This is a genomic window from Corallococcus sp. 4LFB (genome assembly GCF_046520365.1).
In the GTDB taxonomy this organism is placed as follows: Bacteria; Myxococcota; Myxococcia; order Myxococcales; family Myxococcaceae; genus Corallococcus; species Corallococcus caeni.
In genome coordinates this window covers 25,823-42,484 of record NZ_JBKGHJ010000012.1, presented here as the reverse complement: position 1 = coordinate 42,484, position 16,662 = coordinate 25,823, and the positions used below count along the sequence as shown (strand labels likewise).

General features: G+C 70.4%; 13 protein-coding genes and 1 tRNA gene. 7 read left to right on the top strand and 7 right to left on the bottom strand.

What is annotated here, in order from left to right; translation table 11 throughout:
- Both ACLEQD_RS02715 and ACLEQD_RS02710 read left to right on the top strand, forming a co-directional pair.
- Nucleotides 1-2,987 (top strand): non-ribosomal peptide synthetase (locus ACLEQD_RS02715; RefSeq protein WP_410381534.1); only part of this gene is annotated, 2,987 nt, incomplete at its 5' end.
- A gap of 116 nt (nucleotides 2,988-3,103) precedes the next feature.
- A tRNA-Arg gene (locus ACLEQD_RS02710) sits at nucleotides 3,104-3,177 on the top strand.
- A 116-nt stretch (nucleotides 3,178-3,293) separates the two neighbouring features.
- Here the strand turns inward: ACLEQD_RS02710 and ACLEQD_RS02705 are convergent.
- The 3 genes from ACLEQD_RS02705 to ACLEQD_RS02695 form a co-directional block, all read right to left on the bottom strand.
- The gene (locus ACLEQD_RS02705; protein WP_410381532.1) at nucleotides 3,294-4,967 is read right to left on the bottom strand and encodes a peroxidase family protein; all 1,674 of its coding nucleotides are present in this window, start codon (nucleotides 4,965-4,967) and stop codon (nucleotides 3,294-3,296) included.
- A gap of 301 nt (nucleotides 4,968-5,268) precedes the next feature.
- Nucleotides 5,269-6,237: a pyridoxal-phosphate dependent enzyme gene (locus ACLEQD_RS02700; RefSeq protein ID WP_410381530.1), complete on the bottom strand. Its 969-nt coding sequence runs from the start codon at nucleotides 6,235-6,237 to the stop codon at nucleotides 5,269-5,271.
- 98 nt (nucleotides 6,238-6,335) lie between these two features.
- Nucleotides 6,336-6,974: a glutathione S-transferase family protein gene (locus ACLEQD_RS02695; RefSeq protein ID WP_410381529.1), complete on the bottom strand. Its 639-nt coding sequence runs from the start codon at nucleotides 6,972-6,974 to the stop codon at nucleotides 6,336-6,338.
- Nucleotides 6,975-7,066: 92 nt separating this feature from the next.
- Here ACLEQD_RS02695 and ACLEQD_RS02690 point away from each other — a divergent pair, with 92 nt between their 5' ends.
- A complete protein-coding gene (locus ACLEQD_RS02690; protein ID WP_410381527.1) occupies nucleotides 7,067-7,699 on the top strand; it encodes a glutathione S-transferase family protein in 633 nt (210 codons plus the stop codon).
- Nucleotides 7,700-8,172: 473 nt separating this feature from the next.
- On the opposite strand, the gene ACLEQD_RS02685 is transcribed toward ACLEQD_RS02690, so the two are convergent.
- Both ACLEQD_RS02685 and ACLEQD_RS02680 read right to left on the bottom strand, forming a co-directional pair.
- A complete protein-coding gene (locus ACLEQD_RS02685; protein ID WP_410381525.1) occupies nucleotides 8,173-9,363 on the bottom strand; it encodes a sensor histidine kinase in 1,191 nt (396 codons plus the stop codon).
- Nucleotides 9,353-10,021 (bottom strand): response regulator transcription factor, encoded by a 669-nt coding sequence (locus ACLEQD_RS02680; protein WP_410381523.1) that lies wholly within the window; start codon nucleotides 10,019-10,021, stop codon nucleotides 9,353-9,355. Before ACLEQD_RS02680 ends, ACLEQD_RS02685 begins: the two co-directional genes overlap by 11 nt.
- Before the next feature lie 113 nt (nucleotides 10,022-10,134).
- Here ACLEQD_RS02680 and ACLEQD_RS02675 point away from each other — a divergent pair, with 113 nt between their 5' ends.
- The 4 genes from ACLEQD_RS02675 to ACLEQD_RS02660 all read left to right on the top strand — a co-directional run bounded on the left by ACLEQD_RS02675 (nucleotide 10,135) and on the right by ACLEQD_RS02660 (nucleotide 15,138).
- Nucleotides 10,135-10,908, top strand: coding sequence for an alpha/beta hydrolase (locus tag ACLEQD_RS02675; RefSeq protein ID WP_410381521.1), 774 nt, complete (start codon nucleotides 10,135-10,137; stop codon nucleotides 10,906-10,908).
- A 1,094-nt stretch (nucleotides 10,909-12,002) separates the two neighbouring features.
- Nucleotides 12,003-13,121, top strand: coding sequence for a pyridoxal phosphate-dependent decarboxylase family protein (locus ACLEQD_RS02670; RefSeq protein ID WP_410381519.1), 1,119 nt, complete (start codon nucleotides 12,003-12,005; stop codon nucleotides 13,119-13,121).
- Nucleotides 13,122-13,312: 191 nt separating this feature from the next.
- Nucleotides 13,313-14,404 (top strand): saccharopine dehydrogenase family protein, encoded by a 1,092-nt coding sequence (locus ACLEQD_RS02665; RefSeq protein ID WP_410381517.1) that lies wholly within the window; start codon nucleotides 13,313-13,315, stop codon nucleotides 14,402-14,404.
- Nucleotides 14,404-15,138 (top strand): TetR/AcrR family transcriptional regulator, encoded by a 735-nt coding sequence (locus ACLEQD_RS02660; protein ID WP_410381515.1) that lies wholly within the window; start codon nucleotides 14,404-14,406, stop codon nucleotides 15,136-15,138. Before ACLEQD_RS02665 ends, ACLEQD_RS02660 begins: the two co-directional genes overlap by 1 nt.
- Here the strand turns inward: ACLEQD_RS02660 and ACLEQD_RS02655 are convergent.
- The gene (locus tag ACLEQD_RS02655) at nucleotides 15,068-15,844 is read right to left on the bottom strand and encodes an SDR family NAD(P)-dependent oxidoreductase (RefSeq protein ID WP_410381513.1); all 777 of its coding nucleotides are present in this window, start codon (nucleotides 15,842-15,844) and stop codon (nucleotides 15,068-15,070) included. The genes ACLEQD_RS02660 and ACLEQD_RS02655 overlap by 71 nt on opposite strands.
- Entirely contained in the window at nucleotides 15,844-16,515 is a 672-nt protein-coding gene (locus tag ACLEQD_RS02650) for an SDR family oxidoreductase (protein WP_410381511.1), read from the bottom strand. The genes ACLEQD_RS02655 and ACLEQD_RS02650 overlap by 1 nt, the downstream gene beginning before the upstream one ends.
- Nucleotides 16,516-16,662: the final 147 nt, after the last annotated feature.

Below are 16,662 nucleotides of genomic sequence, written 5' to 3'. Positions count from 1 at the left end.
ACGCGCACCAGGAGGTGCCGTTCGAGAAGCTGGTGGAGGAGCTGAAGCCGGAGCGTGACCTGAGCCGGACGCCGCTCTTCCAGGTGAGCTTCCTCCTGCAGAACACGCCGACGCAGGCGAGCGAAGCGAGGCCGAGGGACGCGCTGGCATTGCGCGGAGTGGAGATGGAAGCGACGACGGCGAAGTTCGACCTGACGCTCGCGATGGCGGAGACGGGCCAGGGGCTGGCGGCGACGCTGGAGTACAACACCGACCTCTACGACGCGAAGACGGCCGAGCGCATGCTGGGCCACTTCGGGATGCTGCTGGAGGGCATCGCGCAGGACGCGGACGCGGGGGTGTGGGAAGTGCCGCTGCTGAAGGCCGAAGAGCGTCAGCAGGTGCTCCACGACTGGAACGCGACGGCAGGGGACTCCGCGCTGGAGGGCACCCTCACGGAGGCCTTCGAGCAGCAGGTCGCCCGGACGCCGGAAGCGCCCGCCGTGCGCTTCGAGGAGGAGGTGCTCTCCTTCGCCCAGTTGGAGGCCCGAGCCAACCAGCTCGCGCACCACCTGCGCACGCTGGGAGTCGGTGCGGACGTGCCGGTGGCGCTGTGCCTGGGCCGCTCGGTGGAGGCGATGGTGGCCGTGCTGGCGGTGATGAAGGCCGGCGGCTACTACGTCCCGCTGGATCCGGCGTGGCCCGTCCACCGCCGCACCCTGGCGCTGAAGGACAGCGCCGCGCCGGTGCTGCTGACGCACGCGCGCATCGCTTCGGGTTGGGACGTCGAGGGCGCCCAGGTGCTCCTCGTGGATGCGGCCCTGCCCGAAGGGCTGCCGACGCACGCCCCGGTGCGGGTGGCGACGGCGCGCAACCTGGCCTACGCCATCTACACCTCGGGAAGCACGGGCACGCCGAAGGGCGTGATGGTGGAGCACCACGCGGTGCTGCACTTCCACCGTGCGCTGAAGCAGACGGTGTACGCCGGCCAGCCTTCGGGGCTGCGCGTCAGCGTCAACGCACCGCTGTACTTCGACGCGTCGGTGCAGCAGTGGGTGCAGCTGCTGGACGGCCATTGCCTCTGCATCGTGCCGGAGGAGACGCGGCAGGAGCCCAAGGCGCTGGTGGAGTGGGTGCGGCGTGAGCGGGTGGCCGTGCTGGACTGCACGCCGTCGCTGCTGAGGCTGCTGATTCCGCAGGGGGTGCTGGAAGGGGAGACGGCCCCCAGGTGGGTGCTGCCGGGCGGCGAGGCCCTGGACGCGGCCACGTGGGCCGCGCTGGCGGCGGCGCCGGGGACCCGGGCCTTCAACGTGTACGGCCCGACGGAGTGCACGGTGGACGCGACGGCCTACGAGGTGCGTCCCGGGACGCAGCCCGTCCTCGGAAGGCCGCTTCCCAACGTGCAGGCGTACGTGCTGGACACGCACGGACGGCCGGTGCCGGTGGGCGTGCCGGGAGAGCTTTACCTGGGCGGCGAAGGCCTGGCGCGCGGCTACCTCCAGCGCCCGGAGTTGACGGCGGAGCGCTTCGTGCCGAACCCGTACGGGGCGGCGGGGACGCGGCTGTACCGCACGGGAGACAAGGCGCGGTGGAGGGAGGACGGGACGCTGGAGTACCTGGGCCGCATGGACTTCCAGGTGAAGGTGCGCGGCTTCCGCATCGAGCTGGGCGAAGTCGAAGCGGCGCTGGCCGCGGAGCCGACGGTGCGGGACGCCGTGGTGGTGGCCCGGGAGGACGTGGCCGGAGACAAGCGGCTGGTGGCGTACGTGGTGGCGCAGCCGGGCCACACGGTGGAGTCCGCCGCGCTGCGCAGTGCCCTGAAGGGACGGCTGCCGGAGTACATGGTGCCGTCGGCCTTCGTGGTGCTGGAGGCGCTGCCCGTCAACGCCAACGGCAAGGTGGACCGCAAGGCCCTGCCCGCGGTGAAGCCGGACGCGAGCACGGCGGGGAAGGTCATCGCGCCCCGTGACACCGTGGAGCTGCAGCTCGTGTCCATCTGGGAGGAGCTGCTGGGCATCCAGCCCATCAGCGTCGACGCGGACTTCTTCGAGCTGGGCGGCCACTCACTGCTGGCGGTGAGGTTGATGACGGCGATCCGCAATCGCATGGGCCGGAACCTGAAGCTGGCGGCGCTCTTCCAGGGGCCGACGGTGGAAGGCCTGGCGTCGCTCCTGCGCGAGGAGGCGGCGCCGTCGCTGTCGCCGCTGGTGGCCATCCGGCCGGAAGGCACCCGGCCGCCGCTGTTCTGCGTCCACCCGGCCGGCGGCAACGTCCTCAGCTACGTGGAGCTGTCCAGGCGCCTGGGCCCGGATCAACCGTTCTACGCCCTGCGCTCCCTGGGCATCGAGGGCGAGCAGGAGCCGCTGAAGACCATCGAGGCGATGGCGACGGCATACGTCGAAGCCGTGCGCACGGTGCGGCCCGAGGGGCCCTACCTGCTCGCGGGCTGGTCCATGGGGGGCGCCGTGGCCTACGAGATGGCCCGTCAGCTGCGCGCGGCGGGACAGACCGTGGCGCTGCTGGCGCTCCTCGACCCGGGCTCGGTGACGCGGACGGGCGGCACCGGCGCGGAGGACGAGCAGATTGGCCAGGAGCTGGCCGCGCTCTTCACCCAGGACGGGGAGGGTGCCGAAGCCCAGGCGCCCCAGTCCACCGACGCACGGCTGGCGCGCCTGCTGGAGGAGGCGAAGCGGGCGGGGGCGGTGACGCAGGACGTGGAGCTGGAGGACTTCCGCATCCTGATGCGCGTCTTCGAGCTCAACCGGAACGCCGTCCGCCAGTACGTCCCCGGGTCCTACGAGGGCGTCATCACCCTGGTCCGCGCGAGCAAGAGCGTGGACCCCGCGCCCCTGGGCCGGGACCGCGGCTGGGAAGCGGTGGGGCAGGGCGGCGTGAAGCTGCTGGAGGTGGAGGGCGACCACTACTCCATCCTCCGCGCGCCCCAGGTGACGGCCCTGGCCGAGGCCCTTCGGAAGCTGATCGCGGAGGCCCTGGAGGAGGGGAAGTAGCAGGCAGGGAGGAGCGTCCCCCAAGGAGCATTCGTCGCCCGGCGGTCACCCCGCCGGCCAGGGGGACGCTCACGCATTGCGCGCGTCGATGCGCCTGCTATAAAGCCCGCCGTCTCGATCCCGTAGCTCAGTTGGATAGAGCGGCGGTTTCCTAAACCGCAGGCCACAGGTTCGATTCCTGTCGGGGTCACTCGCCCTGCTTCCCAAGTTGGCGGAAGCAGGGCGTTTTTTCTGTCCGGCGGCGCAGCGCCCGGCTCGTCGCTCGCGGTGCGCGGCGGGCCGGGGTGGTGGGGCGGGCTCCTCGCGCTACTTCACGAAGAAGACGTTGTTCTGGATGTTCCGGATGCTGGTGTTGCGCCGGATGATGTCGGACAGCCGCGTCGTCTTCACCCGCAGGAGGTCGAAGAAGTTCAGCGACCGCTCGTACCAGAAGCGGTCACCGGCGCGGGTGCGCTCGAACTGCTCCACGAGCGCCGCGCGCAGCGTCTCGCCGACGATGCCGCCCGGCACGTCCTGCTCGACGAACATGCCCGTGAACACGTCGATGTTGTCGATGCTCCCGTACAGCTGCTCCAGCGCCTGGGCGGCCTGGGCGTCGTTAGTGATGTCCGAGAAGCGCGTGTACTTCCTCAGCCCCAGCTCCGCGCGCACCGTGTTGAAGTCCGGCAGGCCGTGGTCGCGCCCGCGCTGGAGGTTCAGCGAGAGGAGGTCCAGGCCGCCGGCGCCCGCCGGGCCGAAGAGGAAGCTGCGCACGTCGTCGATCATGAAGCGGTCCAGGTCCTGCGCCTTCTGGGCGGCGACACCGCGCAGGAACGGCTCGATGCCGCCGTTCTCCAGCAGGGGCGGCGTCGCGCTGAAGAAGGCATCGCGCAGCGACAGCGGCCCCGCGGCGACCGGCGAGCCGTCCTCATTGAGCCGCAGGATGAAGGGGCTGAGCAGCGTGTGGCCGAGCCGGTAGGCGGAGGTCGAGAAGCTCTGCGCGATGCCCGCGTTCACGCTCGGGTTGTAGCCGCGGTAGGGCCGCAGCGCGTGGGCGCCCAGCAGGGCATCCAGGAACTCGGTGTAGGTGATGTGCTGGAGCTCGGCGATCACGATGCGCCGCGCGGCCTGGTAGATCTGCTCGTCGGAGAAGCGGGGGTTCTCCCGCGCGATGCGCGCCGCCTGCCAGTTGTGCTCGCGCACGAACAGCGTGTGCATGACGGCCAGCGTGGGCTGCTCGTTGGCGCGGATGTCGCCGCCGACGAACAGGTCCGTGGACAGGTCCGGCTGCTCGGGCGAACCCGCGTTCGGCTGCGTGCCGTCGTTGTAGGGCAGCAGGTCGCCATAGGAGGTGTGCGTCACCTTGAGCCGGCCGCCCTGGAACGTGCGCAGCCAGGCGGCGCGCGCCGCGTCGGAGCCGTACACGTTCGACCCGTCCAGGTAGCCCGTGATCTCATTGAACTGCTGGCGCGGGTTGGTGGGGCCGGTACCGGTGGCCGGGTCATACACGGAGCGCTTGAAGGGGATCTTCTGCGTCCCGGTGCAGAGCACGTCCATGTACGGGTCGCACTGCGGCACGGGCACCGGCACGGACTCGTTGGCGCCCTCGGTGAGGCTGAAGTCGTGGTCGAGGAACTGCCCCCAGGTCCAGATGAAGTCGCTGATGCGGTGCTGGTTCGGGACGGAGCCGTTCTGCTGGAAGAGCGCGTTGCTGACGTCGCGCGGGCTGGGGCGCCCGGCGCCGCCCATCGCGGACACGCCATCCGCGTAGTGCGCACCGCTCGCCCCGCGCAGCAGGTGCTCCTCCGTCGCGCCCCACCGCGGGTGCGCCACGTTGTTGCCCGTTCCGTCGATGGAGCGGTACTGCGTGTGCAGCGACTCGGTGTCCGCCTCTTCGCTGGAACGATCCTGCGCGTGCGCGGCGGAACCAACGACAACCGTGGCGAACATGATCAACGCACGGGCCGGCTTCTTCGAGACAGCAATTGACGCTCTACGCATGTGCACTCCCCCTCGCTTCAATGCTTGCCCTCTATACAATTGTCATTGTCCAGTTGTCATCATAAAAGTGTGGCAGGCTTTAAACTCGGAGTGATGCAGGTGGGTCAAGGATTTCAGTCCCCGGGTCTTTCACGACATCAAAAACCCTCTCTGTGCAATGTTAACGATGGCATGGCGCGGATCGTCACAGCCCATGGCTGGATGGGCTGCGTTTGGGGACGGGCGGAAATGCTTTCAAGTCTGGAAAAGGAATCCCGGAGGTTGGGCGTTTTGCGTCACCCACCTCCATGACGCGCTGGGTTCAGGGGCCCGCCGGTACATCCCTGGCCATTGCCCGGCGGGAGGCCTGCTCCTCGCGCCACGTCACGAGCTTCGCCAGGTCCACGGCAATGCCACCGCAAACAACGAGGAGGGGCCGGCGATAGGGGGCCAGTACGTCGAGCCCCTGGTACGCGACCGCGAGGGCGGCGCCGCAGGCGGGTTCGACGAGGATGCGCAGGTCGTCTGCGAACTGCAGACACGCATCGAGCGCCTGCGCATCGCTCACCGTCACGCTGTGGATCGGGTGGCGGCGCGTCCATTCGAAGGCCGCGGGCGCCACGCGCTTGGCGCCGAGCGTGGTTGCGATGGTGGTGATGGCCGGCAACGTCACGAGCTTGTCGGCGTTCACCGCGGCGTGCAGTGAAGCGGCACCCTCGGTCTCCACGGCGATGACCGGCACGTGCGCCAGCTTGTTGCGGTGAAGCCCCTCCAGCACCCCACACATGAGCCCGCCGCCTCCTACCGCGCACACCACCACGTCGAAGCCATCCTCGGCCTGGGCCACCGCCTCGTCGATAAGTGTGGCGTTGCCGTCCCAGATGTCCGGGTGGTCGAACGGCGGCACATAGGTGGCTTCCCCGGTGGCGCAGCGGCGCAGGGCTTCCTCATTGGCTTCGTCCCAGACGGCGCCGTGCACCACCACCGACGCGTCGAGTGCGGCAATCTGCCGCCGCACCGACTCCGGTGTCGTATGGGGGACCACGATGGTGGTGGGCACGCCCAGGGCACGCCCGGCAACCGCCGCGGCGAAGCCGGCATTGCCACCGGAGGGGCAGATGAATTGTCGCGTGCCGGCTTCCACCGCCCGCTGACACAGCCTCCCGATGCCGCGCAGCTTGAAAGACCCTGAAGGCTGCAGACTCTCCAGCTTGAGCAGCACGTCCTTGCCGAGCGAAGCCGAGAGCGCGTCGTGGGGGAGCAAGGGGGTGGTGATGTGGAGAGGGCGCATGGAGGGGGGACGCTATACCAACCCGGCCCTGCGCATCGCGGCCCGGTGGGCCTCGTCGGCCGTCCAATCCATGCGTCCGGTGCCGCGGCGCGCCGCGCTCAGGCCGCTTCGACGCGGTCGCAGTAGGCGTCGAACGTCTTCTTCCAGGCCGGGCGCGCGATGCAGCGCTTCTGGAAGGCGAGCACGTTGGGATAGGCCTTGACGACACTCTCGTCGATGCCCGCGCCCAGCACATGCGTCATCAGGAGGTCCGCGACGGTGAACGCGTCGGTCGCGACGAACTCCCTGCCCTCAAGCCAGCCGTCGAGCTGCTTCAGGCGCATGTCCCCCCACTGGTGAAGCGCATCGCTCGCCTGGGTGCCCTTGCCGCCGTACAGGTCGACGAACCACGCGGTCAGGATCGGGACTTCAATCGTGTTCAGCGCCGCGATGCACCAGCGCAGCACCTGGGCTTCGCCGGCGAGGTCACGCGGCATCAGCTTGCCGCTCTTGCGGGCGAGGTAGAGCAGGATCGCGCCGGACTCGGTGACGACCACGCCGTCGTCGTCGATCGCCGGAATCTGTCCGAACGGATTGAGCGCGCGATACGCGGGCGTATCGAGGTCGCGCTGCGGATGATCCATCCCCACGACCTCGTAGGGCAGACCCATCTCCTCCAGCGCCCACAGCACGCGCAGGTCGCGGGTCCTGCCTCGGGCCATCTTGTTCACGCGGGAGAAGCCGTAGACCTTGATCATGCGCGCATCCTACTGCGCGCGCGGATGGAGCGTGCAGAGCTCTCCCTGAGAGGATATGCCGCGCCTTGTCACCCCGTTCGCACGGAGACCGCATGTACACGCTCTACTACTCGCCCGGTGCCGCCAGCATGCTGGTGCACTGGGTGCTGCTTGAACTCGGCCAGCCGCACTCGCTGGAACGCGTCGACACCGGCGCCGGACAGCAGAAGCGCCCGGAGTACCTGGCGCTCAACCCGAGTGGCGTCGTGCCGACCCTGCTGATTGATGGAAAGCCGCACTTCGAGGCCGCGGCCCTGGCGATGTACCTCGCGGACCGCCATCCGGAGGCGAGCCTGGCTCCCGCGCCGGAAAGCGCGGCGCGCATGGCCTACTACCAGTGGATGTTCCACCTGGCGAACATGGTGCAGCCGCTGTTCCGGCAGTGGTGGTACCCCCACGAGCCCGCGGGCGAGGCCCATGCCGAAGCCGTGCGCTCCACCGTCGCGGGCCGCATCGAGCGCGCGTGGCAGGTGCTGGACGCGCACCTCGCCGCGAACGGCCCCTTCCTGCTGGGGAAGACGCTCAGCGTCGCGGACTTCTACCTCGTCATGCTGATGCGCTGGTCCCGCGCCATGCCGAAGCCCGCCACGGCGTGGCCGCACCTGGCCGCGGTCGCCACCCAGTTGAAGGCGCGGCCTTCGTTCGCGACCCTGTACCAGCGCGAGGGGCTGACGGAGTGGGCTTGAGAGGCTGGGCTGCTCCACGGAGCTGAAGCCCGGGCTCGCAAGCCAACGAGGGCGACGGTGCGCCGCGGCGCACACCCCAGTCGATCTGCCTTCCGGGCTGGATGAGGGCTTTGTTCACGGTCTTGGTGATGTGCATGACCCCCAGCTTGCTCGTCGTGGGGGGCTCCAGCACGCGGCTGTCCTTGTCCTCGCGGTAGCTCAGGTTCGCGCCCTTGAAGTACTCGCGCACCGACGGCCACATCTCTTCGAGCGGCGCGTCGTAGATGGCTTCGGAGTCCGGTGTCTCCAGGCTCCTGCGGCCTGCACAGCCCACCACGAAGAACAACGCCATCCAGCCCACCAGCCAGGTCGAGCGCATTGGGTGATTTCCCTCACCCGGTTCCACGACGAAGGGGAGACGCGACCCGGCCGCGGCCATATCGAACGACGAGCCTCCGCCTGTCCAGGATGAGCCCGAGGTGCTGGACGTCCTGCTAGACGCGCCAGCTCAGCCGCACGCGGGTGCCGCGGGGTTCCAGGGCCTCGATGGACAGCGTCCACCCGAAGCGCTGGGCCAGTCGTTCCACCAGCGACAGGCCAATGCCGTGGCTCTCGCTGCCGGGCTCGGCGCGGCCGAAGCCGACCCCCGTGTCGGAGAGGGTCCACGCCGAGGGCTCGATGGCGATGACGATGTGCCCCGCGTCTGTGTAGGCGAGCGCGTTCTTGAGGAGGTTGCCCATCATCACCCTGGCGACGGAAGCGGGGATGGGCGCGTGGACTTCGCCAGCGGACTCGATGATGAGCTCGATGCCATCACTTCGGCGGAGATGCCCGTACAACGCGAGCAGCTCTCGTGAGACGCGGTGCAGGTCGCAGCGCTCCTCGGAGCGGCGCTCCCGCGCCAGCCAGAGGATGCCCTCCGTCAGCAGGCCCATCTGGCTCACGGCCCGGCGCAGCCGCTCGAACGTCTCCGCGTCTCGCGGTGGGTCGAGTTCCAGGAGCTCCACCGCGCCCTGCGCCACGGCGAGGGGCGTGCGCAGCTCGTGACTTGCGTCGCGGTTGAAGCGCCGCTCACGCTCCAGCTGCTCCTGGATGCGCGCGTCGCGTGCGTGCAGCGCGTCCAGCAGTGCGCGGACCTCGGCCACTCCGCCGTCATCCTCGGGAGGGGGGGCCCCTTCCGCCTGGCTCCACCGCACCATCCGCTCCAGCGGGCGGCCGAGCCTGCGGGCCACGAGGTGGGCGAGAAGCCCGGCGGCCAGCAGCGCCAGCAGCGCACTGGTGAGGAGCAGTCCCGCGGTCCGCTTCAGGTTGTCCGTCGTGCTCGTGAGGCGCGTCACGTCGAACGCGAAGTACCGGCGGTCTCCGTCCGCGCCGGGGCGCACCGCGACGTGGAAGTGTCCGTGGCTCCCGGCGGACACCTCGTACTCGCCCGGAGGGGCGTCAGGACGCAGCCGCTCCGCGAGCCAGGACGGCAGCGCGGAGTGCCCGTCATGGCGGGTGATGCCGGGGAAGTGGCTGGGCTCGGGCCGGTCCGCCTCCGTGGCCACGATGCGGCTGAAGATGACGTCCTCGAGGTCGTAGCTGAAGAGCGTGAAGAACCCGCCCATCAGCACCAGCGCGAACGCGGCGGACAGCCCCATGGCGCGCCGGAGCATCGCGCGCACCGACCGCGTATCAGCGCGCATCCAGCCGGTACCCCTCGTTGCGGCGGGTGGTGATGGCATCGTCGAGCCCCAGCCCGGCGAGCGCCTTGCGCAGGGCATAGACGTGGGTGCGCAGCGCGCTGGACCCGGGGGCGTCGTCCCCCCAGAGCCGCTCGGCCAGCGTCGCCGCGGGGACGGCTTCGGGGGCGGCCTCCATCAACCACCGCAGGAGGAGGGCCTCGGTGCGGTTGAGCCGGACGGTGCGCCCACCCCAGCGCGCCTGTCCGCTCTCCGGCTCCAGCGTGAGCCCGCCCCGCGTCAGCGTCCGTCCACTCGGAGGGACGGGACGGCGCGCCAGGGCCTCCAGGCGCCAGCGCAGCTCCCGGAGCGAGAAGGGCTTGACGAGGTAGTCATCCGCGCCGGCCTGGAAGCCCTCTTCCTTGTCCTCGAGCGTGTCCCGGGCCGTCAGCATCAGGATGGGGACGAGCCGGGGCGCGACCTGCCGGTAGCGCTCGCACACCTCGATGCCGCTCATGCCGGGCAGCATCAGGTCCAGCACGATGACGTCGTACGGGTGGGCCAGGGCCAGCGCGAGCCCCTCGGGCCCGGTGCCCGCGAAGTCCAGCTGGAAGTCCGGCTCCAGGAACCGCGCGATGTTGGCCTGGAGGTCTCGGTTGTCCTCGATGACGAGCACACGCATGGGAGTGACCCGGAGGCTACCCGCGGTCACGTCAAACGGAGGTCAGCTGGCGGGTGACGCCTGGCTGACCCTCGCTTCCGCAGGCTCCAGGGCCTCTCTTGATGGAGGCGTCCATGATGAAGCGTTCGCTGTTGCTGGGGCTGATGTTCCTCGCCACCTCCGTGGCCCGGGCCGCGAGCCCCGCTGTCCCCCTGGAGCTCCGCGCGGAGGATGGGTCGCCCATTCCCGCGTGGGTGCTGGAGCCGGAAGGGGAGGGTGCGAATCCGCCCGTGGCCCTCCTGCTGCACGGCCTCACCCGGAGCAAGGACGACTGGCTGTCGGATGCGGAGCCGACCTTCGGGGGGGGCCTGACGGCGCAGCTGCGGAGTGCTGGCTTTCGGGTCTACCTCATGGACGCGAGGCGGCACGGCGCACGGGCAACCCCCGATGCGCGGCCTGGAGCCCTCGCGAAGCGGGCGCACGCGGGTGAGCCCGGTCCCTATCAGGCAATGATTGTCGACACCGTGCGCGACGCGCAGGTGCTGCTCACGAAGGTGCTCGCCAACGGCAAGAAGCCGCCGAGGGTGCTCGTCGCCGGCTACAGCATGGGCGCCCAGGTGGGCCTCTTGCTGGCCTCGCGCGAGCCTCGCGTCACCCACCTGGTGACGATGGTGCCACCGCATGTCGACCCGGTGCTGGGCGACGCCGCGCCGGTGAACCGGATGGGCAAGGTCCATCAGGCCTGGCTGCTGTTGACCGCGAACCGCGATCCCTTCTCCACCGAGGAGGACACCCGGAAGCTCTTCGAGGCCGCGCCCTCCAAACGCAAGACGCGCCGGACCTTCGACAGCGGGCACGCGCTGCCGCGCGAGTACCTGGACGAGGTCCGTCGCTGGTGCAGCCTGTAGACGGACAAAGCGTCTTCCTCCGGCCCCGCGGTCACGGCGAAGTGCCGCCAGTCCCGGCTCACGGCGACCCTCGCGAAGGCCAGGGGGGCTCCGAGGGAGGTGAGTGCAGCCGCATCACAGCCTTGTGAGCATCGGACGGTCGGCCCCGCTCGGATGGGCGGTGCTCGTCACGCTCCGGTCACGCCACCGGGATTATCCCCGAAGCGTCCATGCCACTGAGACGACGGTTTCCTGTCACGCATCGCACGCGCAGTCGCTTTCCTCCTTCCACCAGCGCCTCACGCGGGCGGAGGTGGCGCTTTCCCGTCCTGCTGGGCGCGCTCGCTTCCCTTCCGCTGCTCCACTGCGCTCCCGCCCCGCGAGCCCGCCCGAGGCCGCGGCGCAAGCGGCCTCTCTGGGCCTTCCTGCCGACACGGTCCTTGCCACGGAGTCCGTGAACGGGTTGGCCATGGGCGCGCTGACCGGCGCTCTTCATGTTCCTCGCGAGCATCTTCACCACGAGCCGGGGCGTGGTCACGAAGTATGCGCTGGCAGGCTGTGACGCACCCGAGCGCAACCACATCACGAAGAACCATGCCTACGTGGTGTCCATCCAGCTCAAGAACTCCATGCCCTCGGGAGGTTTGACTGTCTTCGACGTCAGTGACCGCCGCCACCCCGTGCTGAAGAAGGTCATTTCCCTGCCGGGCGATGCCCAGCGGCGCTCCCCTGGAGGTGCACACCCTGTTCGTGGAGGGAAACCGGCTCTACGCCATGGCAGAGACCGTGGGCTGTTCCTGGCGCTATCGTCGATGGCACCGGCTTCCACTGGGGACCCCTGCAACCATGAGCGACCTGCTCTCCCGCGACCTCTCCCTGCTCCCGGACCTGCTCGACCAGGCCCGCGCGAGCGCCCTTGAATTCCTCACCGCCCTGCCGGAGCGCCCCGCGGGCATCCGCCCTCACCACCCGCGCCGCTCGGGCTGCCCGAGGCGGGCCTGGGGGCCGGGGACGCGCTCGCGCTTTTCCGCCGCCGCTACGAGGGCGGGCTCTCCGGCTCGGCGGGGCCGCGCTACCTTGGCTTCGTCACCGGTGGCACCACACCGGCGGCGCTCGTGGGCGACTGGCTCGTCTCCGCGTACGACCAGAACGTGAGCAACGACGGCGACTCGCTCGCCACCAGCGTGGAGCGCGAGGCGCTGGGGCTCCTGCGCTCCCTCTTCGGCCTGCCGGAGTCCTTCGAGGGGGCCTTCGTGAGCGGTGCGACGGCGGCGAACCTCGTCTCGCTGGCCACCGCTCGGCAGTGGGTGATGGAGCGGCTTGGGCACGACGTGAGCGAGGAGGGGCTGTGGGGCCTGCCGAGGCCCGTGGTGCTGGGTGGCGCGCCGCACGCGAGCGTGCTCAAGGCGCTCTCCATCCTCGGCATGGGACGGCGCTCGGTGGAGGCCGTCCCGTGCCTCCCGGACCGGCCCGTCATGGACCCGAAGGCGCTCGAGTCGCGGCTCGCGGCGCTCGGCGGCGCCCCGGCCATCGTGCTCGCGAGCGCGGGAGAGGTGAACACCGGGGACTTCGATGACCTGGAGGCGCTGGGGCAGCTGTGCCGCCGCTACGGGGCCTGGCTGCACGTGGACGGTGCCTTCGGCATCTTCGCGGCCTGCAGCCCTGCGCATGAACAGTTGCTGCGGGGGCTGGCCCACGCGGACTCGGTCGCGGCGGACGGCCACAAGTGGCTCAACGTTCCCTACGACTCCGGCATCGTCTTCACGCGCCACCTCGCGTTGCAGGAGCGCGTCTTCCGCGCGGTGGCGGCCTACCTCGGTCAGGGGCCGGATCTGCTGCACCGCACGCCTGAGAACTCGCGCCGCTTCCGGGCGCTGCCCGCGTGGATGACGCTCATGGCCTACGGCCGCGACGGGCACCGCGCACTCGTCGAGCGCGGCTGCGCGCTCGCGCGTGACCTGGGCGAGGGACTCGCGGCGTCACCGCACTACGCGGTGCTCGCCCCCGTGAAGTTGAACATCGTCTGCTTCGCGTTGCGCTCGGGGGATGCCGCGCGCCGTGACCGCCTCCTTCAGGCGCTGCAAGCAGATGGGCGCGTGCACTTTACTCCCACGCAGTACGCCGGTCGCCCGGGGCTGCGCGCGGCCTTCTCCAACTGGCGGACCGACGCAGCAGACCTCCCCCTCATCCTCGCGGCGCTGGAGGCGGCGGCCTCGGCTCCTCCTGCTGGGTGAAGCAGGCATTCAGCACGCCCAGGCCACCACCCCCGGCGACGCGCACGAGGGAAGGCCCTCATGGGCGTCGGCCGAAGCGGCCGCGCAGGGCGTTTCCAGCGCTCGCGGTCGAATGTCGTGAAGAAATAGGTCATTTGACCTATATTCGTCACGGGTCACGGAAGGAACCGTGCCTGCGCGGGGGATTCGCCATGGAGTCTGAAGGCCAGGTCTTGCTGATGGGGGGCTATGGAGTGGTGGGGGCACAGCTCGCCGTGTTGCTGCGGGAGCGTCACCCGGACCTGCCGTTGCTCATCGCCGGGCGCCGGGAAGCGCCCGCCAGGGAGCTGGCCGGGCGTCTGGGGCGGGCGGAGGGCGTCGCGCTGGATGTCCGCTCGCCGGATGCGCTGGCGGCGTTGGGGGTAAAGCCCCGGGCCGTGCTGTCCCTGGTCAACGACCCGGATGACACGCTGCTGCTGGCGGCGTCTCGCGCCGGCGTGCCTGTGCTGGACATCACCCGGTGGACGTCCCGGTTGAAGGCCACGGTGCTGCGGCTCTCCGGTGCGACGCCGGCCGCGCCGGTGCTGCTCGGCTCCGCGTGGATGGCGGGGCTGGTGCCGCGCCTGGTGGCGATGGCGGCGCGAAGGGTGGGGCGCCTGGAGCGCGTGGAGGTGGCCATCCGCTTCGCGCTCGCGGATCAGGCCGGGCCCGATTCGCTGGAGTACATGGACCGGCTGGGCCTGTCCTTCGAGGTGACGGAGGACGGACAGGAGCGGCAAGTGCTGCCGCTGACGGACGGACGGCGGGTGACGTTCTCGGATGGACGCCAGACCCGGGTGTTCCGGCTCGACACCCCTGAACAGGCGACGCTGCCTCGGGTGCTGGGCGCTCGCACCGTGACGACGCGGCTGGGCTTCGACTCAGGCTCCGCGACCTGGACGCTCGTCGTGCTCCAGCGGCTGGGCATCCTGCGGCTGCTCCAGCATCCGCGCTGGACGTCGCTGCGCCGGGCGCTGCTCACCGGCAGCAACACGGGAGGCGAAGCGGCGTGGGTCGCGGACGTGGAGGGAGCGCGGGGGACGGTCCGCATCGAGATGGTGGATCCGCGGGGACAGGCCCACCTCACCGCCGTCGGAGCGCTGCTGGGCGCGGAGCGGCTCCTGGGGCTGGATGGCGCACCTCCGCCGCCCCCGGGCGTGTGGTTCCCGGAGCATGAGCCCCGGCCCGAGGAGACGCTGGCCACCCTGCGTGCCTGCGGGGTCGAGGTCCGCATCGACGAGCAGCTGGCGCGCGAGGTGGCGTGATGGCCCGCCGCTCCAGCAAGAAGGTCCCGGGGGCGCTGCCCTCCGCGAGCCCCCGAAAGGGGACGGCGGTGCACGCCAAGGGCACCGAGCGCGTGGGGCGCATCCTCGATGCGACGATGGAGGCCCTGGCCGAGGACGGCTACGCGGGGCTCAGCCTGCGCGCCGTGGCCCAGCGCGCGGAGGTGAGCCTGGGCAACCTCCAGTACTACTTCCCGACGAAGCAGGACGTGGTGCGGGCGCTGCTGGCTCGCTACCTGGAGCAGGCGCTCCAGCGGGTCCGCGAGCGGATGGAGGGCGGAGGACAGGAGCCGGCGCGGCGGCTTGGGCTGGCCGTGGACGCCATCCTGGAGGACCAGGACTCAGCGCATGCTTGCCAGTTCTTCGCGGAGCTGTGGGCGATGGCCGCGAGGGATGCCATGGTCGCCGACGCGCTCGCGGTCTTCTACGCCGGTTATCGCGCGGGCGTCGTGGAGCTGCTGCGGGAGCTGGATCCCGAGCTCACCCCGGCGCGCCGGGAGCGGCGCGCGGCGCTGCTGGTCGCCCTCTTCGAAGGATTGTCCCTCTTCCGGGGCGGCGGGAATCTGCGCGGCGCGTCGGTGCCTGGACTGGAGCAGGAGCTGCGCGTGCTGCTGGAGCAGGTGCTGTTTCCAGGGGAGCCCGGCGTCAGAACGACGGCAGGTCGGACGCCAGATGTGCCGACAGGCCACCGTCCATCACCAGGGCGCTCCCGTTGACGTAGCCGCCAGCAGGCCCGGCGAGGAACGCCACCAGGCCCGCCACTTCCTCCGGCGTTCCAAAGCGCTTCACGGGGATCCGCTCCAGCAGCCGCTCACGCGCGGCGGCGGGCGCCTTCGCCAGCATCTCCGTCTCGATGTAGCCAGGGCAGAGCGCGTTGCAGGTGATGCCGTAAGCGCCCCACTCCGCGGCGATGGCCTTCGAATAGCCCACGAGCGCGTGCTTGGTGGCCGCGTAGGTGGACGACTGCGCACCTCCGAAGAGGCCCATGATGGACGCGATGTTCACGATGCGCCCATACCCCTGCGTCTTCATGCGCGGCAGCGCCCACTGACACAGGTTGCGCACGCCCTCCACGTTCACGCCGAACAGCAGGTCCCACTCGGCGACGCTGACCTCGTCCGCGCGATGGAACGGTCCTCCGATGCCCGCGTTGTTCACGAGCACCGCCGGCACGCCCACCTTCGCTTCGAGCTGATCCAGCGCTGACGTCACGTCGGCCCGGTTCGCGACGTCACAGGCCAGCGGCCACGCGTGGCCCCCGGCCTCCACCAACTGCTTCTGGAGTTGCTCCAGCGCGGCCACGTCGCGAGACATCAGGGCCACCTCGAACCCGCTCCGGGCCAGCGTGGTGGCGATGGCCGCACCAATCCCCCGGCTGGCTCCGGTGACGACGGCGACAGGGGCCTTCGGTTGCGTTTGCATCAGAGGACTCCTCGGGGCGGGACGAGGCGGAGCTCGTCGACCCGCACGTTCAGGGGCTTGATGGCGATCTCCCAGATGCACTGGGCCACGTCCTCCACGGAGAGCATGTCCGCGGGACTGAACTCCGGCCGGGACTTCCAGAAGGCGGTGTAGACGGCGCCGAGGGACAGGAGCGTGGCGCGGATGCCGAACGCCTGGCCCTCCTCGTTCAGCACGCCCGTCAGCCCACGCACGCCGTGCTTGGACGCGGCGTAGGCGCCGTTCATGGGGAGCGTGAGGTGGTCGCTCACGGAGCCGATGTGGATGATCCGCCCGCCACCTCGGGACTTCATCCGCCGGACGGCCTCGCGCGCGCACAGGAACGTCCCCGTGAGGTTCACGGCGAGGCTGCGATTCCAGTCCTCCAGGGACGTCTCGTGGATGGGCGTGAAGACGCCGAAGCCCGCGCAGTTGATCAGGACCGAGAGCGGCCCCGACCGCGCCTCCGCCTTGTCGAACATCGACGTCACGGAGTCCTCGCGGGTGACGTCCACGTGCAACGCGTCCGGGGTCTCCCCGGTCACGTCCTGCGCGGCGCTCAGCACGCGCAGCCCTTCCGCGCGCAGCTTGTGGACGACAGCGCGCCCGATGTCGCCAGTTCCTCCGACGACGATGACGTTCCGAGTGCTCAAGCGCCGTGTCCTTCCCCTGGGGGCATGCCCGTGAGGAAGGTAGTACGGAAGGTCCTGGGCCGTGCGCGCTTCCTTCAACGACACGAGCCTCAGGTGCGTCGACCGCATGAGCACCGGGCATGCCGGGCGCACGCTGCCGGAGAGCAC